Origin of the sequence: Streptomyces koelreuteriae (assembly GCF_018604545.1) — a bacterium.
Lineage (GTDB): Bacteria > Actinomycetota > Actinomycetes > Streptomycetales > Streptomycetaceae > Streptomyces > Streptomyces koelreuteriae.
In genome coordinates this window covers 6,266,166-6,287,648 of sequence record NZ_CP075896.1, presented here as the reverse complement: position 1 = coordinate 6,287,648, position 21,483 = coordinate 6,266,166, and the positions used below count along the sequence as shown (strand labels likewise).

The 21,483-nt window shown below is 72.0% G+C and carries 20 protein-coding genes; 5 read left to right on the top strand and 15 right to left on the bottom strand.

The window, feature by feature from the left end:
* Positions 1–8: 8 nt before the first annotated feature.
* Genes KJK29_RS28305 through KJK29_RS28295 form a run of 3 tightly spaced genes read right to left on the bottom strand, consistent with a single transcriptional unit; the run spans position 9 to position 2,784 of the window.
* A complete protein-coding gene (locus KJK29_RS28305; RefSeq protein ID WP_215122000.1) occupies positions 9–710 on the bottom strand; it encodes a response regulator in 702 nt (233 codons plus the stop codon).
* Complete coding sequence (macS, locus tag KJK29_RS28300) at positions 707–1,933, bottom strand: MacS family sensor histidine kinase (RefSeq protein WP_215121999.1); 1,227 nt, start codon at positions 1,931–1,933, stop codon at positions 707–709. Before macS ends, KJK29_RS28305 begins: the two co-directional genes overlap by 4 nt.
* Before the next feature lie 29 nt (positions 1,934–1,962).
* Positions 1,963–2,784, bottom strand: a complete 822-nt coding sequence (locus tag KJK29_RS28295) for a lysophospholipid acyltransferase family protein (protein WP_215121998.1) — start codon at positions 2,782–2,784, stop codon at positions 1,963–1,965.
* A 202-nt stretch (positions 2,785–2,986) separates the two neighbouring features.
* On the opposite strand from KJK29_RS28295, the gene KJK29_RS28290 reads away from it, so the two are divergent.
* Positions 2,987–3,784 carry an alpha/beta hydrolase gene (locus KJK29_RS28290; protein ID WP_215121997.1) on the top strand — a complete coding sequence of 266 codons (798 nt, stop codon included), beginning with the start codon at positions 2,987–2,989 and terminating at the stop codon, positions 3,782–3,784.
* The gene (locus KJK29_RS28285; protein WP_215121996.1) at positions 3,777–4,409 is read left to right on the top strand and encodes a hypothetical protein; all 633 of its coding nucleotides are present in this window, start codon (positions 3,777–3,779) and stop codon (positions 4,407–4,409) included. Before KJK29_RS28290 ends, KJK29_RS28285 begins: the two co-directional genes overlap by 8 nt.
* Here KJK29_RS28285 and KJK29_RS28280 read toward each other — a convergent pair.
* The 6 genes from KJK29_RS28280 to KJK29_RS28255 all read right to left on the bottom strand — a co-directional run bounded on the left by KJK29_RS28280 (position 4,406) and on the right by KJK29_RS28255 (position 9,430).
* Entirely contained in the window at positions 4,406–5,152 is a 747-nt protein-coding gene (locus tag KJK29_RS28280) for an endonuclease/exonuclease/phosphatase family protein (protein WP_215121995.1), read from the bottom strand. The genes KJK29_RS28285 and KJK29_RS28280 overlap by 4 nt on opposite strands.
* Positions 5,153–5,261: 109 nt before the next feature.
* Complete coding sequence (locus KJK29_RS28275) at positions 5,262–6,215, bottom strand: ROK family glucokinase (RefSeq protein ID WP_215121994.1); 954 nt, start codon at positions 6,213–6,215, stop codon at positions 5,262–5,264.
* A gap of 71 nt (positions 6,216–6,286) precedes the next feature.
* On the bottom strand, positions 6,287–6,787 hold the full coding sequence (locus KJK29_RS28270; RefSeq protein WP_189729155.1) for a DUF5304 domain-containing protein: 501 nt from the start codon (positions 6,785–6,787) through the stop codon (positions 6,287–6,289).
* A 57-nt stretch (positions 6,788–6,844) separates the two neighbouring features.
* Complete coding sequence (locus KJK29_RS28265; RefSeq protein ID WP_215121993.1) at positions 6,845–8,014, bottom strand: ArsA family ATPase; 1,170 nt, start codon at positions 8,012–8,014, stop codon at positions 6,845–6,847.
* 111 nt (positions 8,015–8,125) lie between these two features.
* Entirely contained in the window at positions 8,126–8,563 is a 438-nt protein-coding gene (locus KJK29_RS28260) for an SRPBCC family protein (protein ID WP_184596455.1), read from the bottom strand.
* A 111-nt stretch (positions 8,564–8,674) separates the two neighbouring features.
* Entirely contained in the window at positions 8,675–9,430 is a 756-nt protein-coding gene (locus tag KJK29_RS28255) for a metallophosphoesterase family protein (protein WP_215124498.1), read from the bottom strand.
* Between the two features lie 337 nt (positions 9,431–9,767).
* On the opposite strand from KJK29_RS28255, the gene KJK29_RS28250 reads away from it, so the two are divergent.
* Positions 9,768–11,564 (top strand): AMP-dependent synthetase/ligase, encoded by a 1,797-nt coding sequence (locus KJK29_RS28250; RefSeq protein ID WP_215121992.1) that lies wholly within the window; start codon positions 9,768–9,770, stop codon positions 11,562–11,564.
* 13 nt (positions 11,565–11,577) lie between these two features.
* Here KJK29_RS28250 and KJK29_RS28245 read toward each other — a convergent pair whose 3' ends face one another.
* Together KJK29_RS28245 and KJK29_RS28240 are read right to left on the bottom strand one after the other, a co-directional pair.
* Complete coding sequence (locus tag KJK29_RS28245; protein WP_456115117.1) at positions 11,578–13,200, bottom strand: GMC oxidoreductase; 1,623 nt, start codon at positions 13,198–13,200, stop codon at positions 11,578–11,580.
* Between the two features lie 139 nt (positions 13,201–13,339).
* The gene (locus tag KJK29_RS28240; protein WP_215121990.1) at positions 13,340–14,482 is read right to left on the bottom strand and encodes a glycosyltransferase family 4 protein; all 1,143 of its coding nucleotides are present in this window, start codon (positions 14,480–14,482) and stop codon (positions 13,340–13,342) included.
* Positions 14,483–14,601: 119 nt separating this feature from the next.
* On the opposite strand from KJK29_RS28240, the gene KJK29_RS28235 reads away from it, so the two are divergent.
* On the top strand, positions 14,602–15,837 hold the full coding sequence (locus KJK29_RS28235) for a glycosyltransferase family 87 protein (RefSeq protein WP_215121989.1): 1,236 nt from the start codon (positions 14,602–14,604) through the stop codon (positions 15,835–15,837).
* Here KJK29_RS28235 and KJK29_RS28230 read toward each other — a convergent pair.
* A complete protein-coding gene (locus KJK29_RS28230; protein WP_215121988.1) occupies positions 15,798–17,120 on the bottom strand; it encodes an MATE family efflux transporter in 1,323 nt (440 codons plus the stop codon). The two genes, KJK29_RS28235 and KJK29_RS28230, sit on opposite strands and share 40 nt — an antisense overlap.
* Before the next feature lie 137 nt (positions 17,121–17,257).
* Here KJK29_RS28230 and KJK29_RS28225 point away from each other — a divergent pair, with 137 nt between their 5' ends.
* On the top strand, positions 17,258–17,788 hold the full coding sequence (locus tag KJK29_RS28225; protein WP_215121987.1) for a PadR family transcriptional regulator: 531 nt from the start codon (positions 17,258–17,260) through the stop codon (positions 17,786–17,788).
* On the opposite strand, the gene KJK29_RS28220 is transcribed toward KJK29_RS28225, so the two are convergent.
* The 3 genes from KJK29_RS28220 to KJK29_RS28210 form a co-directional block, all read right to left on the bottom strand.
* Positions 17,776–18,960, bottom strand: coding sequence for a hypothetical protein (locus KJK29_RS28220; protein ID WP_215121986.1), 1,185 nt, complete (start codon positions 18,958–18,960; stop codon positions 17,776–17,778). The two genes, KJK29_RS28225 and KJK29_RS28220, sit on opposite strands and share 13 nt — an antisense overlap.
* A 34-nt stretch (positions 18,961–18,994) precedes the next feature.
* Positions 18,995–20,008, bottom strand: a complete 1,014-nt coding sequence (locus KJK29_RS28215) for a C40 family peptidase (protein WP_215121985.1) — start codon at positions 20,006–20,008, stop codon at positions 18,995–18,997.
* A gap of 203 nt (positions 20,009–20,211) precedes the next feature.
* Complete coding sequence (locus KJK29_RS28210) at positions 20,212–21,252, bottom strand: C40 family peptidase (RefSeq protein WP_215121984.1); 1,041 nt, start codon at positions 21,250–21,252, stop codon at positions 20,212–20,214.
* Between the last annotated feature and the right edge of the window lie 231 nt (positions 21,253–21,483).

The window sequence follows — 21,483 nt, the reverse complement described above, 5'->3', positions numbered from 1 at the left end:
CGTGCGCCTCACTCGTCGTCGAGGCCGCGCTCTATCGCGTACCTGACGAGCTCGACCCGGTTGTGCAACTGGAGCTTGCCGAGGGTGTTCTGGACGTGGTTCTGCACCGTGCGGTGGGAGATGACCAGGCGTTCGGCGATCTGCTTGTAGCTCAGGCCCTTGGCGACCAGGCGCAGCACCTCGGTCTCGCGGTCCGTGAGCCGGGGCGCCTTCGGTTCGTCGGTGTCGGGGGCGGGGGCGGGTTCGGAGGCCAGGCGGCGGTACTCGCCGAGGACCAGTCCGGCGAGGCCGGGGGTGAAGACCGGGTCGCCGACGGCCGTACGGCGCACCGCGTCCTGGAGTTCCCCGGTGGAGGCCGACTTCAGCAGGTAGCCGGTCGCGCCGGACTTCACGGCCTCCAGGACGTCGGCGTGCTCACCGCTCGCGGACAGCACGAGGACGCGCAGCGCGGGGTTGGCGGCGACGACCTCCTTGCAGACCTGGACGCCGGGCTTGGCGGGCAGGTTCAGGTCCAGCACGAGGACGTCGGGTGCGGCGGCCTTGGCGCGGCGCACGGCCTGGTCGCCGTCGCCCGCGGTGGCGACCACCTCGAAGCCCGACTCGGCCAGGTCACGGGCGACGGCGTCGCGCCACATGGGGTGGTCGTCGACGACCATGACCTTGATGGGGTCCTTCGCCGGGTCCCGCGGGTTCTCCGTGGTGTCCGTCATGGCCGCTCCGCCTTCCCCCGTGCGTCCGTCACTGCTTTCGGTACCTTCAGCTCGACCTCCGTGCCCTGGCCCGGCACCGAGATCAGCTCCGCGCTGCCGCCGAGGTCGCGCAGCCGGCCGCGGATCGACAGGGCGACACCGAGCCGCCCCTCGCCCTCGGCCTCGGCGAGCCGGCCCTGCGGGATGCCGGGGCCGTCGTCCCGGACGGTGACGATCACCTCGTCCGGCTCGTCCTCGACCAGGATCCACGCGCGCGCCTGCTCCCCGGCGTGCCTGCGGACATTGTCCAGGGCGGCCCCGACGGCCGCGGCCACCTCGCGGGCGGCGACCGGGGTCAGCGGCACGGGCGCGCCGGGCTCGGCGAGGCTGACCCTGGCCCCGGCGTACGGCGCGAGCAGGGCGCGCAGGTCGACGGGGCCGCTGTCCTGCGGCTCCTCCTCGACCGTCCGGACGACCGCGCCCTCGGCGGCGTCCTCCGAGACCCGGGAGACGGGCACGAGCCCGCCGGAGACCAGGGTGCGCAGCGCGACCTCCTGCTCGCCCGCCATCCGGCCCAGCTCGGCCGCCTCGCCGCCGATCACCGCCCCGCGCCGCTGCACCATCGCCAGCACCTGGAGCACGCTGTCGTGGATGTCCCGGGCGAGCCGCTCCCGCTCCCGGGTGGCGGCCTCGATCTCCAGGGCGCGGGCGAGGGTGCGCTCGGAGGCGCGGGCGACCTCGACGACGTAGCCGATGGCGACGGAGGCGATGCAGACGAGGATGACGTTGTGGACGGTGTCGCGGGCCGGGGTGCCGCGCTCGACCAGGTTGGCCACGGCCACGAGGCCGGAGGCGAGGGCCGCCCAGCGCCAGCCGCCCTTGACCGCGAAGGCGAGGACGGCTCCGGCGGTCCAGATCGACGGCAGGGTCGGGCCGCCGGCCTGGACCCGCTCGTGGGCGTCGGCGACGGGCGTGAGCATGATGCCGGTGATCGCGATGGTGAGGTCGGCGGCGAGGAACCGCTTGGTGCAGCCGGCGGCGTTCGCGACCCGGGGCAGGGTGGCCAGGGTCCACACGCTCAGCACGGCGTAGTAGGCGACGGCGACCCAGGGGCGGGTGAACTCGTCGTAGGCGGTGGCGAACAGGCCGACCGCGTACAGCATCGTGAGCACCCGGTAGCCGGACAGGGCACGCCACAGCGGCAGCTCGACCGACATCCTCATGACTCGCTCGCGCTTGGCCATCTCCCCCGCCCCCCGGCGTCGAGCCCCGACTAGGGCTCGGTCCGCCGCTGCTCCGTCTGGTCCTTCTCGGCCCGGTCCTTCTCGGCCTGCTCGCGCTCGGCCTTCTCCTTCGCGGCCTGTTCCTTCTCCGCCCGCGCGAGGGCGGCCTTCGCCGCCTTCTCGGCTTCCTTGTCCGCCTTCGCCGCGTCCGCGATCTGCCGCTTCATGGCCGTGGCGTACATGTCGACGTACTCCTGGCCGGAGAGCTTCATGATCTCGTACATGACCTCGTCGGTCACCGCGCGCAGCACGAAACGGTCGTGCTCCATGCCCTGGTAGCGGCTGAAGTCCAGGGGCTTGCCGATCCGGATGCCCGGGCGCATCAGCTTGGGCATGACCTTGCCGGGCGGCTGGATCTTCTCCGTGTCGATCATCGCGACGGGCAGGACGGGGGCGCCGGTGGCGAGGGCCACGCGCGCGAGGCCGCCCGGCTTGCCCCGGTAGAGCCGGCCGTCGGGCGAGCGCGTCCCCTCCGGGTAGATCCCGAACAGCTCGCCCCGCTCCAGCACCTCTATGCCGCTCTTGATGGCGGCCTCACCCGCGCCGCGCGCACCGGAGCGGTCCACGGGGAGCTGGCCGACGCCCTTGAAGAACGCGGCCGTCATCCGGCCCTTCACCCCGGGCGTCGTGAAGTACTCCGCCTTCGCGATGAACGTGACCTTGCGGTCCAGGACCGCGGGCAGGAAGAACGAGTCCGAGAAGGACAGGTGGTTGCTCGCCAGGATCGCGGCGCCCTCTGCGGGAACGTTCTCCAGGCCTTCCACCCAGGGCCTGAAGGCGACCTTCAGCGGTCCCCCAACAGCGACCTTCATCGCGCCGTACAACAACCGAGTGCCTCCTGTATGTGTCGGTCAGACCATAACCCGGAGCGCTGTCAAAGGCGCCGACGGCCCTGGTCGGTGTCAGTGCGGTCGCGTACGGTGAAGGTCCCGCGAACGACGTGCGACCCCCTCCATGACGTTCCGTGACATTCCGTGATCGTGTCAGTCCCTTCTCACGACCAGGAGGCCGAAGGTGCCGGTCCTTTCCGGAGCCGAGCCGTTTCGCCACGAGGGCGGGGAGGTCGCCGTCCTCCTCTGCCACGGTTTCACCGGATCACCGCAGTCGCTGCGCCCCTGGGCGGAGCATCTCGCCGAGCGCGGCCTGACCGTCTCCCTGCCGCTGCTGCCCGGGCACGGCACCCGCTGGGAGGACCTGCGGATCACCGGCTGGCAGGACTGGTACGCGGAGGTGGACCGCGAGCTGCGCCTGCTGTGCGAGCGCCGTGAGCAGGTGTTCGTGGCCGGTCTGTCCATGGGCGGCGCCCTGGCCCTGCGCCTCGCCGCGAAGCACGGCGGCGCCGTGAGCGGCGTGGTGGTCGTCAACCCCGCGAACAAGGTGCACGGGCTGGCGGCGCACGCGCTCCCGGTGGTCCGCCACCTCGTCCCCGCGACGAAGGGCATCGCCAGCGACATCGCCAAGCCGGACAGCCGGGAGCTGGGCTACGACCGGGTCCCGCTGCACGCGGCGCACTCCCTGCGCCAGTTCTTCCGGATGACCGACGGCGAGCTGCCGCAGGTCACCCAGCCGGTGCTGCTGCTGCGCAGCCCGCAGGACCATGTGGTGCCGCCCGCCGACTCGGCCCGCATCCTCAGCCGCATCTCCTCGACGGATGTGAAAGAGGTCATCCTGGAACAGAGCTACCACGTCGCCACGTTGGACCATGACGCGGACCGGATCTTCGAGGAGAGCGTCGACTTCATCGGCCGGCTCGCGTCCGGCCTCGGCAAGGGGCCCGGTCTCGGCAAGGAAGGGACGACCGCAGGTGGCTGAGCACGACTCGGACCGCGAGGACCGCGAGGGCCGTGAGCCGGACGAACAGGGCGTCCCGTTCGACGAGGAGGCCGCCTGGGCCGCGATCGTCGCCGCGTACGGCGAGGAGCCGCCGGACCCGCCGGGCGCCAAGCCGTTCAAGTCGATCGAGGACCTGGCGCTGCCGGCGACCGGGACCAACGACGACCGGGTGGACACGGCCGGGGCGGCCGGGGAGGCGGTCAAGCCCGCCGAGCCCGAGGAGGCCGCGAAGCCCGGGGACAAGCCGGTCGAGCCGGTCACCCCGCTGGGCGGCTCGGTCTCCTTCGCGCCCGGTGTCGGACCGCGCGACTACTCCGTGCCCGAGCCCGCCGAGGAGGACTTCGACGAGGACGACGAGGGCCACTTCGTGCCGCCCGAGCCGCCCCCGCTGCCGACGGCCGACGTCACCGCGAAGTTCGCCTGGCTGGGCGTGCTCGGCGGGCCGGTCCTGCTGCTGCTGGCCGTGGTGCTCGGCTGGGAGATGGAGTGGTGGCTGGCCACGGCGGGGATCGGCGGTTTCCTCGGCGGGTTCGCGACGCTGGTGATGCGGATGCGGACGGACGACGAGGACGACGAGGATCCGGGGCGCGGGGCGGTCGTCTAACCGGCTGGGATTCTGAGGGCGGCGAGGACCGGGAGATGGTCCGTGGCCGCCCTCAGGTCTGTCCCGGTCACCCCGGGGAGTCCGTCCGGCACGCCGCAGCCCAGCACCTCGATGCCCTTGGTCGCGAAGATCGCGTCGATGCGCTGGTAGGGGTCGGCGGGGGTCCAGGTGTGCTCGCCGCCCCAGGGCGCGGCGGCCCGGCAGTCGGTGAGCTGCTCGGTCAGCAGGCGGAAGGTGCGGCCGTCGGGGCGCTCGTTCAGGTCGCCGCCCGCGATCGCGTGCTCCACGCCCATCCCGGCGAGCCGGTCCAGGAGCATGCCGCCCTGCTCGTGGCGCTCGTCCTTCTGCAACGAGAGATGGCAGCTCAGGACGCCGATCCGGGTGCCGGCGAAGCGGACGACGGCGGTGGCGAAGCCGCGGCGGTGCAGGCCGGGGGTGGGGGGCAGGAGGATGTCCTCGGTGCGTTCCACCCCCGCCCGGAGCGAACTGAGGATCGCCGGTCCGGTGGTGGTGGCTCCGCCGGTGACGATCACCAGGTCGGCCGCGCGGGCCAGGCGGGCGAGTTTCTTGCGCCAGCGGAAGAAGCGGGGGGCTTCCTGGACGAGGACCAGGTCGGGTTCGCATGCCCTGATGACGCGGGCCAGGGCGGCGGTGTCGTCGCGCATCGAGCGGATGTTGTAGGTGAGGACCCTGATGACCGCGGAACCGTCGGGTTCGGTACGGGAGTTGGGGAGCGGCGGCATGTTGGTCAATTTACGCCCAATGGGGCGGGGCGCGGGGATTGTGCGCGAGTGCCGGTTGTTCGTGGCTGGTCGCGCAGTTCCCCGCGCCCCTGAAGACAAAGGCAGGGCATTACATGATCGGGTCGGGTTCCCTTGCCAGGTCCGCTGCTCCTACCAGGCCTGCCTTGTTGCCCAGTTCGGCCGCTCTTACCTCCGCGACCGGGCGCCAGTTGCCGCCGACCAGCCAGCGCTTGTAGGACTTGCGGATCGGGCCGAGGACCAGTTCGCCCTCGTCGGAGAGGCCGCCGCCCACGATGAACGCGGAGGGGTCGAACAGGGAGGCGAGGTCGGCGAGGCCCGCGCCGACCCAGCGGGCCAGTTCGCGGTAGGAGTCGACGGCCACGCGGTCGCCCTGGCGGGCGGCCATGGAGATGTGCTTGCCCTCGATGCCCTCGGGCGTGCCGTTGCCGAGGCCGAGCAGGATCTCGGCGTTCTCCGGGGTGGCGTTGGCGCGCTGCTTGGCGTACCGGACGAGCGCGCGCCCGGAGGCGTACTGCTCCCAGCAGCCCTGCGAGCCGCAGCCGCACAGCAGGCCGTCCGGCACCATGCGGATGTGGCCGAACTCGGCGGCCACGCCGAAGTGCCCGCGGCGCAGCTTGTTGCCGATGATGATGCCGCCGCCGAGGCCGGTGCCCAGGGTGATGCAGATGACGTTGCGGTGGCCCTTGCCGCCGCCGAACTTGTACTCGCCCCACGCCGCGGCGTTCGCGTCGTTCTCGACGACCACCGGAAGGCCCACACGGGCCTCGACCTTCTCCTTGAGCGGCTCGTTGCGCCAGTGGATGTTAGGCGCGAAGTAGACCTCGGAGCGCTGCCGGTTCACATAGCCGGCGGCGCCGATGCCCACGCCGACGATGTCGTGTCCGACGCGCGCGCCTTCCACCGCCGAGGCGATGGCGTCCACGATGCCCTCGGCCGTGCCCGGGGTCGGCACCTTGTGGGTCGAGAGGATGTTGCCTTCCTCATCGACCACGCCGGCCGCGATCTTCGTGCCGCCGATGTCGACGCCGATGGTGAGTCCCATGAATCCCTCAGTTTCGGTCGAGCCCCGCTACGGCCAACGGTACCCGAGAGGCCGGGGGCTCGGCCGGGGGCTCAGTCCAGGTCGATGCGCTCTCCGGGGCCGTCGTCGTCGCCCCGGTCACGGCGTTCGTCCAGGTCACGGGGATCGGTGTCGTCGTCGCGGCCGGTCCAGCGCCGCTCCTGGGCCTGGACGGCGGAGCGGTAGGCGGCGAGCAGTTCGTTCCCGGCCGCCGCCAGGTGGTCGAAGACGTCCGGGTTGCGCTCGATGACGGGTTCCACGGCGTCCTTGGCCTGCTGGACGACCTGGCGGACGACCTGCTGGGCGGCGGGCCCGGCGACCGCGCCGAACAGCGGGGACTCGAGGCCGGACAGCTTGTCCGCGACGGCGTCGACGAGCTTCTTCAGTTCCTCGGCCGCGGAGCCCGGGGGCGGGCCGTACTCGGCGCGGCGGCGGGCCTTCTCCGCCTCGAGGTCCTCGGCGCACGCGGTCGCCCAGGCGTCGGCGTCGGTCGCCCGTACCTCGTCCACGGCCTCTTCGCGGGCGGCGTCGGACGGGGGGAGCTCTTCGCTCATGACGGACTCCTGACTACGGTTCGTCCCTACGACGTTACCCGAACGGGCGTACCGCGCTCACCGGGCCTTCGGCCACAGTTTCGGGTCGGGTGCGAAGCGGATGCGCAGCTCGCCCTCGCGCAGAGCGGCCCCGTCGACGGTGCAGCGGCGCAGCGCGGAGGGCAGCGGGACGATACGGCGGAACCGCCCCGCGGTGACGACCAGTTCGTCGCCTCGCCGGACGAGGTCCAGTTCCTCGCGTATGGCGCCGGGCAGCGGGATGTGCCAGACGAGCACACCGTCCTCGCCGAGCCGGTCGGTCACGGGCCATTCGGCCGGGGCGCCGGTGGGCTCGGCGCCGGGCGCCGCGAGGGCGGTGAGGTCGTCGGTGCCGCGCGGGTCGTGTCCGAGATGGGTGACGGTGCGCACGTCGTACGCCTCCCGCCACTCCTCCAGTGTCTTGCGCTGCTGGGCGACCGGCCCGGCGAGCCAGGTGTCCGGGGACGCCTCGGGCAGGACGCGATTGGCGACCACGACGTCGGTGCGCAGACCGCGCAGGGCGAGACCCAGGCCGGCGCCGCGGACGGCGTCGGCACCGGCCGGGCCGGGCTCGGCGACCAGCCGTACGACGGTGTCGCGGTCGGCGACGACCGCCTCCACGGCCGCCAGCTCCAGATCCCAGCGGCCCGCCGTCTCGTACAGCCACTCGGCGGGCATGGGCACGCCGGCGAGCCGTCCCAGCACGGGGCGCAGGGCCCGGGCGGCCTGCCGTTCCGGCGGCAGCAGCCGGCGCAGATAGCGGCGCAGTTCCTCGGGCAGGGCGAGAAGGGCGAGGGCCTGCGGCGTCGGCGGCAGGTCGACGACGAGGAGGTCGTACGACTCCGACAGTGCGGCGTCACGCAGGGCCCGCAGCAGGGCGAGTTCCTCCGCGCCGGGCAGCGGCGTGAGTTCCTCGGGGTCAAGCCGGGAGGCGCCGAGGAGATCCAGGGCGGAGGAGGCACGGTCCTGAAGGGCGGTGAGGTCCTTGCGGAAGTCCTGGGCGGGGTCGGGCCGCCAGGCGGTGAGGCGTGGCGCGGCTTCGACGGGGGTGGGGCCCGTGCCGATCCCCAGCGCGGCACCGAGGGTGTCGGTGCGGTCGGCGCTGAGGACGAGGGTGCGGGTGCCCGCGCGGGCGGCGGTGACCGCGGTGGCAGCGGCGAGCGTGGTACGCCCGCTACCGCCGGGGCCCATGATCAGGATGGTGCGCATGGGAAGGAACGGTAACCGAGTCGCCCCCTAAGGGGCGCGGGGCTGTGTTGAACATGCGGCTCCGCCGCGTGGGCGCGAGCAACCACAGCGCACCGGCACCCGGTCAATCAGCTACGCCGACTCAACGCGCTTCTTCAACCCGGCCAACGCCCGGTCGATGATGACCTTCTCGGCCTTCCGCTTGATCATCCCCAGCATCGGGATCTTGACGTCCACGGTCAGCACGTACGTGACCTCCGTACCCCCCGCCCCGGCCGGCTTGAGGATGTACGAGCCGTCCAGAGACCGCAGCATCTGGGACTTGACCAGCGTCCAGGACACCTCGTTCTCGCCGGTCCAGGTGTACCCGAGCACCTGGTCGTCCTTGATCGCCCCCGCGTCCATGACGAGGCGGACCTGCTCGGCGCGGCCCTGCTCGTCGGTCTTGAGGACCTCCGCCTCCTTCACCTCACCCGTCCAGTCCGGGTAGCGGGCGAAGTCGGAGATGACCGCCATGACGTCGGCCGGGGCTGCCTCGATGGTGATGCTCGAGCTGGTGTGTTCCGCCATCGCCGTGGCTCCTCCAGATACGGGCCGGTAAGACGTCGTCGTGCGCACGTGTGTGCAGCGTGAAGGCTACCGCGCACGGGGCCCGCCGATCTCACCCGACCTGGGGCGTCCTCACCATTCCAGCGCCCAGGGCGTCCCGGTCGCCGCGAAGTGCCCCACGTTCACGCACTCGGTGGCCCCGATCCGCATCCGCCGGGTGAGGGGCTGGTGCACGTGCCCGAACAGGGCGTACCGGGGCCGGGTGCGGTGGATGGCGTCCAGCAGGGCGCGGCTGCCGCGCTCGAAGCGGCGGGCGACGGTGTCGTAGACCAGCTCGGGAACCTCGGGCGGGATGTGGGTGCAGAGCACGTCGACCTCGCCGACGGCCTCGATCTTCGCCGCGTACTCCTCGTCGCTGATCTCGTACGGCGTCCGCATCGGCGTGCGCAGGCCGCCGCCGACGAAGCCGAAGACCCGGCCGCCGATCTCGACGCGCTCGCCGTCGAGGACGGTCGTGCCGGGCCCGGCGTACTCGGGCCACAGCGGCGGCATGTCGACGTTGCCGTAGGTGGCGTACGTAGGGGTGGGGAACGCGGCGAACATCTCGGCGTACTGTCTGCGCACCGCCTTCTCGATCACCGAGGCGCGCTCCGCGCCGACCCCGGCCCACAGCCGGGCCCCGAGTTCCCGCGCCTCCTCGAAGCGGCGGGCGGTGCGCAGGGCCACGAGGCGGTCGGCGTTCTCGACGCCGAACAGGTCGGGGAAGATGCCGCGCGAGTGGTCGGCGTAGTCGAGGAAGAGGACGAGGTCGCCCAGGCAGATCAGGGCGTCGGCGCCCTCGCCGGCCCTGGCCAGGTCACGGGCGTTGCCGTGCACGTCGCTCACCACATGCACGCGTGTCCTGTGGTTTCCGGCTGGTGTGGGTGCCATGGCGATCAAGGGTAGGCCGAGCGCTGTCCTTGTGAACAGTGGCGGTCCTACCTGCGGTTACTGGTCAGTCAGTTAGTACGTGGACTACTGTGCGCGAAGGAATACCCGAGTGTGTGACGCACCGAACATCTCGACAGGACCCCCTGTCGCAGAAGCCATACCGGCGGGTAACGTCCGGGCCGTCCAGTCGTGCTCTGCATTTCAACAAGTGAATGCCTGAGTACCTGCCCGAGCCTTGGACCACACCGTCGCAGCACAACGTCGTGGCGCCGGCGCCCTATGAGGAGCAGCAGTCTTGCGCGAGTTCAGCCTTCCGGCTTTGTACGAGGTCCCTGCGGACGGAAATCTCACCGACATCGTCCGCAGAAACGCCGCGCAGCACCCGGACGTCGCCGTCATCGCCCGCAAGATCGGCGGCACCTGGCAGGACGTCACGGCCACCGCGTTCCTCGCCGAGGTGCACACGGCCGCGAAGGGGCTGATCGCCGCCGGTGTCCAGCCGGGCGACCGGGTCGGGCTGATGTCCCGCACGCGCTACGAGTGGACGCTGCTGGACTTCGCGATCTGGAGCGCGGGCGCGGTGACCGTGCCGGTGTACGAGACCAGTTCGGCGGAGCAGGTGCAGTGGATCCTCGGTGACTCGGGCGCCACCGCGTGCATCGTGGAGTCGGACGCGCACACGGCCGCCGTCGAGTCGGTGCGTGACCGGCTACCGGCGCTGAAACACGTGTGGCAGATCGAGGGCGGCGGCCTCGACGAACTGGGCCGGCTCGGGCAGGACGTCACGGACCGGACGGTCGAGGAGCGCGGCTCGATCGCCAAGGCCGACGACCCGGCGACCATCGTCTACACCTCGGGCACCACCGGCCGCCCCAAGGGCTGTGTGCTCACCCACCGCAGCTTCTTCGCCGAGTGCGGCAACATCGTGGAGCGGCTGCGTCCGCTCTTCCGCACGGGCGAGTGCTCGGTGCTCCTCTTCCTGCCGCTCGCGCACGTCTTCGGGCGGCTGGTGCAGATCGCGCCCATGATGGCGCCGATCAAGCTCGGCTGCGTCCCGGACATCAAGAACCTCACCGACGAGCTGGCCTCGTTCCGCCCGACGCTGATCCTCGGGGTGCCGCGCGTCTTCGAGAAGGTCTACAACTCGGCGCGCGCCAAGGCGCAGGCCGACGGCAAGGACAAGATCTTCGACAAGGCCGCCGACACCGCGATCGCCTACAGCAAGGCGCTGGACACCCCCTCGGGCCCGTCCTTCGGCCTGAAGATCAAGCACAAGACGTTCGACAAGCTCGTCTACAGCAAGCTGCGCGCGGTCCTCGGCGGCCGGGGCGAGTACGCCATCTCCGGCGGCGCCCCGCTGGGCGAGCGCCTCGGCCACTTCTTCCGCGGCATCGGCTTCACGGTCCTGGAGGGCTACGGCCTGACCGAGTCCTGCGCGGCCACCGCGTTCAACCCCTGGGACCGGCAGAAGATCGGCACGGTCGGTCAGCCGCTGCCCGGCTCGGTGGTCCGGATCGCCGACGACGGCGAGGTGCTGCTGCACGGCGAGCACCTGTTCAAGGAGTACTGGAACAACCCCGGCGCGACCGGGGAGGCGCTGGCCGACGGCTGGTTCCACACCGGTGACATCGGCACCCTCGACGAGGACGGCTACCTCAGGATCACCGGCCGCAAGAAGGAGATCATCGTCACCGCGGGCGGCAAGAACGTCGCCCCGGCCGTGATCGAGGACCGCATCCGCGCGCACGCGCTGGTGGCGGAGTGCATGGTGGTGGGCGACGGGCGGCCGTTCGTGGGCGCGCTGGTCACCATCGACGAGGAGTTCCTGGGCCGCTGGTGCGCGGACCACGGCAAGCCGGCGGGTGCCACCGCGGCGTCGCTGTGCGAGGACCCGGACCTGCTGGCCGCGATCCAGGCGGCGATCGACGACGGCAACGCCGCGGTGTCGAAGGCGGAATCGGTGCGGAAGTTCCGCATTCTGTCCTCCCAGTTCACGGAGGAGTCGGGCCACCTGACCCCCTCACTGAAGCTGAAGCGGAACGTGGTGGCGAAGGACTACGCGCACGAGGTCGAGGCGATCTACGCCAAGTAGTGCGCGAACGGCGTCATGGCGCGGTGTCCTCGGCGAGGACCCGCGCCATCGTGCGTTCGGCGAGGGCCGTGATGGTCACGAAGGGGTTGACCCCGATCGAGCCGGGCACGAGCGAGCCGTCGACGGCGTAGAGCCCGCGGTAGCCCTTGAGCCGGCCGTAGCCGTCCGTCGCCCGGCCCAGGACGCAGCCGCCCAGCGGGTGGTAGGTGAAGTCGTCGGCGAAGACCTTGTTGCCCGAGCCGAACAGGTCGTAGCGGTAGATCGTGGCGTTCGCCCTGTTGATCCGGTCGAACAGTTTCTTCGCCATGCCCACCGACACGGCGCTCTGCGCCGCGCTCCACCCGAGCCGCACGGCGCCGCTCGCCGCGTCGTACGAGAAGGACGCCCGTTCCGGGTTCTTGGTGATCGCCAGGTAGAGGCTGACCCAGTGTTCGAGCCCCATGGGCAGGGGCGCGATCTCGGCGAAGACGGGGTTGGCGGTGTTGGCCCAGTCGTCGATGCCCATGACCGGCATGGTCGACTGGTTCGCGCCGACCGTGTCCCACAGGTGGTTGGCCCGGCCGAGCATCACATTGCCGTTGGTGCCCCAGCCGGTGCCGACGCTCGCGTCCAGGGCGGGCAGGGTGCCCGACTCCCGGGCGCGGACGAGGAGTTCCGTGGTGCCGATGCTGCCGCCGCCGAGGAACAGGTACGTGCAGGCGTACTCCTTGGTCTCGACGACGGTGCCGGTGTCGTCGATCCGCTCGACGCTCAGGACGTAACCCCCGTCGGCGGCCCTGCTGATCGACGTCACCCGCTCCATGGTGTGGAGGGTGACGTTCCCGGTGCCGAGCGCGGAGGCGAGGTAGGTCTTGTCGAGGCTGCGCTTGCCGTGGTTGTTGCCGTAGATGACCTCGCCCGCGAGCGCCGATCTGGTCGCCGTGCCGGCCGCCTCGCGCTCCATGTGGCCGAAGTCGTAGACGTTGGGCACGAAGGTGGTCCTCAGCCCGGCGTTGTCCGCGTGTTTACGGGAGATCCGGGTGAAGCGGTACCACTCGGTGGACTCGAACCAGGCCGGGTCGATGGTGTTGACGCCGAGCATGGAGCGGGCGCGCGGGAAGTACGTGTCGTACATCTCCGCGGTGTCCACGGTCGGGAACTGCTCGGCGAAGTAGGACCGGAGCGGGGTCACCGCCATGCCGCCGTTGACCAGGGAACCGCCGCCGACGCCCCGGCCGACGTACACGGACATGTGGTCGTAGTGCACGCGGTCCAGGACGCCCGGGTAGGAGCTGATGTCCCTGTTGACCAGGTCCAGCCAGAGGAAGGTGGCCAGCGGGGCCTCCGTGCGGGTGCGGAACCACATGGAGCGCCGGTCCGGGGTGCGGGTGGAGCAGAAGATCTTGCCGTCGGGGCCGGGGGTGTTCCAGAGCCGGCCCATCTCCAGGACGAGGGTGCGGATGCCGGCCTGGCCGAGGCGGAGGGCGGCCACGGCGCCGCCGTAGCCGGAACCGATCACGATCGCCGGGGCGTTGTCGACGGCTGCGGGTTCGGCGGCTTGGGCCGATCGGAGGCCGATTCGGGTGAAGCCGAGGGCGGCCGCGGTCTGGATTGCCGCCATTCCTATGATCTGACGTCTTGTCAGCTGACGTCGCATCAGGTTTGCTGTCATGTGCGCAGCATGGGCGGATTATTGGGTTCCGCCTAGTGGGGTGCGCGTTTTTCGTCGTGGGCGGGTGCGGGTTCGTTGTGGTTGATCGCGCCCACGCGGCGGAGCCGCACATCGACACAGAGCCTTACAGCAGCGTCTGCAGCTTCTCCGCCAGCAAGTCCCAGCGCCACTTCTCCTCGACCCACGCCCTGCCCCGCTCCCCCATCCGGTGGCGGAGCTCGGCGTCTCCCAGGAGGGTGACGATGCGCTCGGCCGCCTCCTCGGGGGAGCCGCCCCGGACGACCCAGCCCGTCTCGCCGTCGAGGACCGCGTCCGGCGCGCCGCCCGAGTCGCCGGCGACGACGGGCAGGCCGGTCGCCGAGGCCTCCAGGTAGACGATGCCGAGGCCCTCGACGTCGAGGCCGCCGCGCCGGGTCCGGCAGGGCATCGCGAAGACGTCCCCGGCGCCGTAGTGCGCGGGCAGCTCGGACCAGGGCACGGCGCCGGTGAAGCGGACCGAGGCGGCGACGCCGGTCTCCCGGGCCAGCTTGCGCAGGTCGCCCTCGTACGGGCCGCCCCCGACGATCAGCAGGACGGCGTCCGGCTCGGCGGCCAGGATCCGGGGCATGGCCCGGATCAGCGTGTCCTGCCCCTTGCGCCGCACCAGCCGGGACACGCACACGATCACCGGGCGGTCGGTCAGCCCGAGCCGGGCCCGGATCTCGTCGCCGCCCGAGTCCGGGTGGAAGGTCTTCTCGTCGACGCCGGGCGGGAGCTGCGCCATGCGCGCGGCGGCCTGGGGGCTCAGCGCGCCGGCGATCCGCGAGCGCGTGTACTCGCCCAGGTAGGTGATCGTGTCCGTGGAGTCCCCGATCCGGCGCAGCAGCTGCCGGGCCGCGGGCAGCTGGGCCCAGCCGGCCTCGTGGCCGTGCGTGGTGGCGACCAGCCGCTCGGCGCCCGCGCCGCGCAGCGCCGGTGCCATCAGGCCGAGCGGCGCCGCCGCCCCGAACCACACCGAGGCGCAGCCGTGCTCCCGCAGCAGCCCGACGGCACGCCGGGTGACGGCGGGCGTGGGCAGCAGCATGGTCGTACGGTCCCGTACGACGGTGAAGGGCTGCTCGGCGTCGAAGGCGGCGGTCGCCTCGACGCCCTCCCGGCTCCGCTTCCACGTCGACGCGTAGACGACCAGCTGCTGCGGGTCCAGCCGCAGCGCCATGTTGTGCAGAAACGCCTGGATGCCACCGGGCCGGGGCGGGAAGTCGTTGGTCACGATCAGGGTCTTGCGCACGCCGCCGACCCTACCGAACCCGACCCTCAGCGCCGTGCGGGGCAGCTCTTATGGCACGCTCACAGCTGTCCGGGACATCATGAGCCCATCGACAGAGCACGCGGACGGGCAGGGATCAGGTGAAGACGACGGGCGCGAGGCGGTCCCTGGCATGGCTGCCGGTGGTCTGGTGTCTCACGAGGCTGGCGCTGCTGCTGTTCGTGATGAAGGTGTACGTCTTCCCGGGCCCGGACGTGACGAGCGACGTGCACGCCATCTACCAGGGCTGGTACGAGGTACTGCGCACCGGAACGTTTCCTCAGAACGATGTCACCTGGCAGTACCCGCCTGCCGCCGCCCTGGCGATCCTCTCCCCCGCGCTGCTGCCCTTCCTGCACTACGCGACCGCGTTCTTCGTCCTGGTCTGCGTCACCGACCTGATCGTCCTGGCCCTGCTGATGTACGCCGGACGGCGGCCCGGCAAGACCCTGCGCGGCGCCTGGGTGTGGGTGGTGGGCGTCCCGCTGCTGGGGCCGACGGTGTACTCGCGCTACGACGTGATGGTCACGGCCGTGGCGATGGCCGCGCTGCTCGCGGGCGCCCGGCACCCGAAGACCATGGGGGCGCTGGCGGCCTTCGGCGCGCTGCTGAAGGTCTGGCCCGCGATGCTCCTGCTGGCCGCCCGCCGCCGGAGCGCCTGGGCGTCGGCCCTGGTGACCGGCCTCGCGGTGACGGGCGCCTTCGCCCTGGTCATGCCCGGCGGGTTCGCCTTCCTGACCTTCCAGCGGGACCGGGGCACCGAGGTGGAGTCGCTGGGCGCGCTGGTCTTCCATGTCGCCCGGCACTTCGGCTGGAACGGCGAGGTGCGGCTGAACTACGGCTCGATCGAGTTCCTCGGGCCGTATGTGAGCGAGGTGAGCACGGCCGCGCTGTTCCTGACGGGGGCCGCCTTCGGCTGGCTGGTGCTGTGGCGGCTGCTGGCCCGGCGCTTCGAGGAGCACACGCTCGCCGACGCGGCCTTCGTGGCGGTGCTGATGTTCACGACCACCAGCCGGGTGATCAGCCCGCAGTACATGGTGTGGCTGGTCGGGCTGGCCGCGGTGTGCCTCTGCTTCCCCGGGAGCCGGATGCGGCTGCCGGTCGGTCTCGTCCTGGTGGCGTGCTTCGTGACGGTGCTGGAGTTCCCGCTCTACTTCGCCAACGTGGTGGCCAGCGACGGCCTCGGCATCACCCTGCTGTTCCTGCGCAACGGCCTCCTGGTCGTCGCCACCCTCCTCGCGGCCCGCGCCCTGTGGAAGGCGACGGTGCCGCGCACGGTCCCCGCTCCCCTGCCCTCTCAGCCGGCCCGCGCGGGCGAGACCCCCGTCTCCTCCTGAGCCGGGGCCCGCCGGAACAGCACACCCGCCAGCCCGCACTGCACCGCCGTCGCGAGCCCCAGCGCGAGACACACCCCCGGCAGCCCGAGCCCCGTCAAGCCGTACGCGAGCGCCAGCTGCACCGCGGTCCCGAGCACGGTCACCCGCAGCAGCGCCGAGGCGCCCCCGCTGCCCTCGAAGACCCCGCCGAGCGCGACGAGACAGGCCATGAGCAGCAGACAGGGCCCGACGCAGCGCAGAAACAGCACACCCTCGCCCGCGACCCCGGGCCCGGACCCGAAGGCGGCCATGAGCCACGGGGCACCGGCGGCCAGCAGCACGGCCGCGCTGAGGCCCAGGGCGCCGGAGACGAGCACGGCCTGCCGCCCGATCGCCCGCCGCTCGTCCTCCCCCGCGCCCCGGGTGTGCGCGGTGTGGATGGCGGCGGCCTGGCGGACGGCGTAGAAGGCCATGGTCGCCACGTACATGACCTTGTAGGCGATCGCGTACGCGGCCACCGACGTCACCCCGAGCCGCGCCACGATCGCGACCAGGACCAGGGCGCCCGTCTGCCGCACGGTGAAGTCGGCGGACATGGGCAGGCCGGTCGACAGGGTCCGGCGCAGGGAGACGGCCAGGGACTCGCCCGTCTCCGCCTCGCGTGCCTCGCGCAGCAGCGCGTTGCGCCGTACCGCGAGGAGTCCCGCCCCGAGCGCCACGGACCGGGACAGCACCGTGGCGGCCGCGGCGCCCCGGACGCCGTAGAGGTGGATGAAGAGCGGGTCGAGGGCCAGGATCAGGCCGTTGGAGAGCAGGGCGAGCCGTAGCGGGGTGCGTGTGTCGCCGGTGCCTTTGAGGAGGCCGTCGACGAGTTGCTGGGCGAAGAAGACGGCCATGCCCGGCAGGGAGAGCGTGAAGTAGGCGACGGCGAGCGGGAGGGCGGCGCTGTCGGCGCCGCCCAGCACCAGCCGGGCCAGCGGTTCGCGTCCCAGCAGTCCGCCCGCCACCACCAGGGGTGTCACGAGCGCCCACAGCGCCCATCCGCCGCGCATGGCCGCCCGTACGGCCACGGGGTCGTGGGCGCCCCGGGCGTGTGCGACCAGCACGGTCGTGCCGGAGCCGAAGACCAGGGCGATGCCGAGCAGCACGTTCTCCGTGTTGGTCGCCACGGCCACGGCGGCCACGGCCGGGCTGCCGAGCCGCGCGACCCAGACGGTGTTGATGATCCCCGCGGCGACGGAGGCGAGCAGCGAGAGATAGACGGGTCCGGCGAGCAGGAGGAGCTGCTTGCGATGGGCGTTCACCGTGACCGTCCCCCTGACCCCGAGTCCCCATGGCCCTCGATACGAGCTACCTCTGTACGAGCTATCTCGATTCGAGGTAGCTCGTTAAGAGGTAGCATGCGTCAGACGTCACCCGCAAGGAGGACCAAGGGAGGACCATGCTGGAGCTGTCGATCCTCGGCTTCCTGGCCGAGGAGCCCCTGCACGGCTATGAGCTCAAGGAGCGCATCAAGGCGCTGACCGGCCATGTCCGGCCCGTGAGCGACGGCGCGCTCTACCCGGCGATCACGCGCCTGGTCGGGGCGGGCCTGCTCGACCAGCACACCGAGCCGGGCGCGAGCGCGGCCCCGCGCCGGATCCTCGCCCTCACCGACCGGGGCCGCGAGGAACTGCTGGAGCGGCTGCGCCGGCCGAAGCAGACCGAGATCACCGACCACGTCCGCTTCAACACGGTCCTGGCCTTCCTGCGCCACCTGCCCGACCGGCACGAGCAGGCCGCGGTGCTGCGCCGCCGGCTGGCCTTCCTGGAGACCCCGACGAGCTTCTTCTACGACTCCGGCAAGCCGGTCCGCGCCGAGGATTCGGACGACCTGTTCCGCCAGGGCATGCTCCGGGTCGCGCGGGCGACGGGCGAGGCGGAGCGGGCCTGGCTGCGGGAGACCGTCGCGCTGCTCGATCAGCCGAGCTGAGCCCGCAGATACTCCTGCCACTGCTCGGTGAAGGCCTCCGGCGTCGTCCCCAGCACGTCCCGCATCGCCTCCGCCACCGCCCCGGCCCGCTTCCGGTGGTCCCCGACGGCCCGGTAGAACTCGCCCAGCCGGGCCTCGCCCCAGCGGTCGGCGATCAGCCGGCACGCCGTCCAGCCGCTCTCGTAGGCCCGGGCCAGGCGGCTCGCGTCGCCGGTGAACCCGAAGTCCTCGTCCTCCGGCAGCGCCTCCGGGAGCCGCCCCTGGCTCACCGCCCGGGACAGCTCGGGCGCGGCCTCGGAGGGGACCCGGCCGGTGGCGCGGTAGCCGGCCCAGTCCGCGTACCCCTCGGACAGCCAGAGGGGCGTGGCGGCGCTGGTGTGGGCGCGGGTGGCGACATGGGTGGTCTCGTGGGTGACGACGACCTGCTCGCCGAGGCCGCCGAGGAGCGCGAAGGCGTCCGGGTTGACGATGACGCGGTCCGCCGGTGCCCGGGCCGGAGCGCCCGTCTCGCCTGTGGTGACCGCCGCGATCCCCCGGTAGGAGGAGGCGGGCGAGCCGAGCAGCCCCGCCATCCCCTCCAGGGACTTCGGCACGAGCAGGACCACCTGCCGGGACCAGTCCGTGCCCCACGCCTCGGACACGGCGGGCACCGCACGGTCGGCCAGGTCCGCGAAGTCGCGCAGCGACCGGCCGGACTGCCCGACGCCGAGGACGAGGCTGCGGGCGCCCCGGACGGCCTGCACCGCCCCCTGGTCCCACAGTTGCTGTGCGGACTTCTTCGCGGGCCGGTCGGTCTCGACGGACCACCGCCCCGCCGTGTCCCGGCTCAGCCGCAGGGTGCGGCCCGCGGTCACCGGCGCCCGGTCGTACCCGGCGACGCGGTAGCGCAGTTCGGCGTCGGCGGTGGCGGTGTCGCCGGTGCGGCGCACTTCGGTCACCCGGTACGACCAGGCGGCCAGCGGCACCGCGCGCAGCCGGGCGAAATCCACCCCAGTGCCCGTGCGTTCGTAGGCCCGCTCGTCGCGGTCCAGGACGGCGGCGGCCCGCCGGTCCAGGAGCCGCTGGACGTCGGCCGTGGCGCTGTCGGCGGCGGACCGGCCGCCGCACCCGACCAGGGCGACGAGCAGCACGACGAGCGCCACCACCGCGGACCCCGACCTTCGACCAGCCACGTTCCCGATCGTACGGGCGCCGGGGCCGCTCCGGTCAGACCCTGGTGACCGAGGAGACGGGCATCATCCCGACGGGGTCGTAGCGCACGGGTGCGCCGGGGTAGGGCGCGTGGATGACCTGGCCGTTGCCCATGTACATCCCGACATGGCTGGCGTCGTCCCGGTAGACGACCAGGTCGCCGGGGCGCGCCTCGGACAGCGGGACCTGCCGGCCGGCGTACCGCTGGGCCTGCGAGGTGCGCGGCAGGGCCACCCCGGCCTGCGCGTACGACCACTGCGTCAGGCCCGAACAGTCGAAGCCGGAGGGGCCGTTGGCGCCCCAGACGTAGGGCCGGCCGACCACGCTGCGGGCGGCCGCGACGGCGGCGGCCCCGCGTCCCGAGGCGGGGGTGGCGTTCCCGAGGTAGGGCAGGTCGCCGCGGCCGGAGCGGGAGGCCCGGTCGTAGGCGGCGCGCTCGGCCTCCGGCAGGGAGTTGAGCAGCCGCCGGGCCGTGGCGAGCTTCCGCTCGACGGACTTCTTGTGGACGGCGACGGTCCTGCGGCTCTTCTCCAGTTCGCGGAGCTTGCCCGCGGCCTCCTCGCGGTCCTGGGCGAGTGTGCGCATGGCGTCCTGGAGGTCTTCGAGCTCACCGGCCTGGTGGGCGGTGAGGCGGTCCAGCCGGGCGGCCCGGTCGAGGTAGTCCTCGGGGTCGTCGGAGAACAGCAGGGCGAGGGACGGGTCGAGGCCGCCCGAGCGGTACTGGGCGCCGGCGAGCGAACCGAGCTGCTCCCGCATGGAGTTGATGCGCTGCTGCTGCCGGGCGATCCGGTCCCGGGCGGTTCCGGCCTCCTCGCGCAGTGCGTCGGCGCGCTCGTCGGCCTTGTTGTAGGCCTCGGTGGCCTTCTCGGCCTGCGCGTAGAGGCGGTCCACCTCGGCCCGGGTGTCGTCGTGCGGTGCGGACGCGGCCGGTACCGCGCACAGGGCGGTGGCCGCGACGGACAGGAAACCGACCGCGGCACCGGCGCCCCGGTCGAACCCGGACGGTGCAAGTCGGCGATGGGACCCCACGGGAAGCCGCACTCCTTCCGCTGACGGACTTGGAAACGCGGCAGACAGTAGCCCCGCGACCGGGAGCAGCCAACGACCATCCGTGGGGGTGCGGCACGACGCCCCGCCGCTGACGCAGGTCACCGGCGGGGCGTGGGCTTACTCGAGACTGTGGTGATTCCCCCGAATGGCGGACACGGTGTCCTCGGGGGCGGTGCCGTTCGTCAGACGCGGACGCCGAACATGAACGGGCCGCCGATGGTGTCCATCGACTCGTAGCGGACGACCGTGCCGGTGCGCGGGGCGTGGATGATCTGGCCGTTGCCGGCGTAGAGGCCGACGTGGTGCAGGTCGTTGAAGAAGAAGACCAGGTCGCCGACCTTGAGCTGGCTGACCGAGGAGATCCTGGTGCCGATCTGGGACTGCGCCTCGGAGGTGCGCGGGATCTGCATGCCGGCCGCCGCGTAGGCCCGGGAGGTGAGGCCGGAGCAGTCGTAGGAGCTGGTGCCGGTGGCGCCGTAGACGTACGGCTTGCCGAGCTGGCTCTGGGCGAAGGCGAAGGCGGAGGCGGCGCGGCCGGAGCCGGGCGGGACGTTGTCGGTGAGGGCGTCGCGCTGGCTGTCGCGGCTGGCGCGGTCCTGCTCGGCGGCGAGCGCCTGCTTCTCGGCGGCGGTGAGGCTGTTGAGCAGCTTCTGCGCGGAGCCGAGCTTGCCCTGGACTTCCTTCTTCTTCTTGCCGAGTTCGGTGCGGGTGGAGGCGAGGTCCTTGAGCTTCTCGGAGGCCTCGGCGCGCTCCTGGGCGAGTTCGCGCTGCTTCTCCTGGACCTTCTTCAGCGCCTCGACCTGCTGGCTGCTCAACTGGTCGAGCGTGGAGGCCTTGTCGAGGTAGTCGTCCGGGTTCGCGGAGAGGAAGAGCTGGACCGAGGGGTCGATGGAGCCGGTGCGGTACTGCGAGGCGGCCGCGAGGCCCAGGCTGTCGCGCAGCTCGTTGAGCTCCTCCTGGCCGCGGGCGACGTTGTCCTGGATGGTGGAGATCTCCTTCTGGAGCTTCTCCTGCTTCTCCTTGGCCCCGTTGTACTTCTCGGTGGCCTGCTCCGCCTCTTCGTAGAGCTTGTCGACCTTGGCCTTGACCTCGTCCTTGCTCGGCTTCTCGCTGGGAGCCGCGTTGGCGGCCTGCGCGCTGAAGGCGACGGCAGCGGCGGCGGCGGTGGTCAGCACGGTCACACGTGCGCGGCTCGGCTGCTTCGGACGACGGTGGGACGCCACGGGTGAAAGCTCCTTCTGCCCCCTCCGCCGTCTCTCCCGATGAGTGATCACCCGAGCGGAGGTTTCGGAGCCTGACCCTAGTGACCTTCCTGTGATCAGTTCAAATCCTCAGATGAAAAATTGCGTCACAGTGAGCCAACTTTTCCCCTGGACTCACAGGCGGTGAGACTCACTTGACTTAACGTGGCCCACAGGTCTCACCAATTCGGGCATCACGCCCGGACGTTACGC

What these genes read in the sequence shown, in the direction of transcription:
- macS (WP_215121999.1), bottom strand. Translation starts at nt 1,933, where the DNA reads ATGGCCAAGCGCGAGCGAGTCATGAGGATGTCGGTCGAGCTGCCGCTG.
- KJK29_RS28275 (WP_215121994.1), bottom strand. Translation starts at nt 6,215, where the DNA reads ATGGGACTCACCATCGGCGTCGACATCGGCGGCACGAAGATCGCGGCC.
- KJK29_RS28295 (WP_215121998.1), bottom strand. Translation starts at nt 2,784, where the DNA reads ATGAAGGTCGCTGTTGGGGGACCGCTGAAGGTCGCCTTCAGGCCCTGG.
- KJK29_RS28260 (WP_184596455.1), bottom strand. Translation starts at nt 8,563, where the DNA reads ATGGCGGAACACACCAGCTCGAGCATCACCATCGAGGCAGCCCCGGCC.
- KJK29_RS28245 (WP_456115117.1), bottom strand. Translation starts at nt 13,200, where the DNA reads ATGCGACGTCAGCTGACAAGACGTCAGATCATAGGAATGGCGGCAATC.
- KJK29_RS28280 (WP_215121995.1), bottom strand. Translation starts at nt 5,152, where the DNA reads ATGCCGCCGCTCCCCAACTCCCGTACCGAACCCGACGGTTCCGCGGTC.
- KJK29_RS28270 (WP_189729155.1), bottom strand. Translation starts at nt 6,787, where the DNA reads ATGAGCGAAGAGCTCCCCCCGTCCGACGCCGCCCGCGAAGAGGCCGTG.
- KJK29_RS28225 (WP_215121987.1), top strand. Translation starts at nt 17,258, where the DNA reads ATGCTGGAGCTGTCGATCCTCGGCTTCCTGGCCGAGGAGCCCCTGCAC.
- KJK29_RS28305 (WP_215122000.1), bottom strand. Translation starts at nt 710, where the DNA reads ATGACGGACACCACGGAGAACCCGCGGGACCCGGCGAAGGACCCCATC.
- KJK29_RS28265 (WP_215121993.1), bottom strand. Translation starts at nt 8,014, where the DNA reads ATGCGCACCATCCTGATCATGGGCCCCGGCGGTAGCGGGCGTACCACG.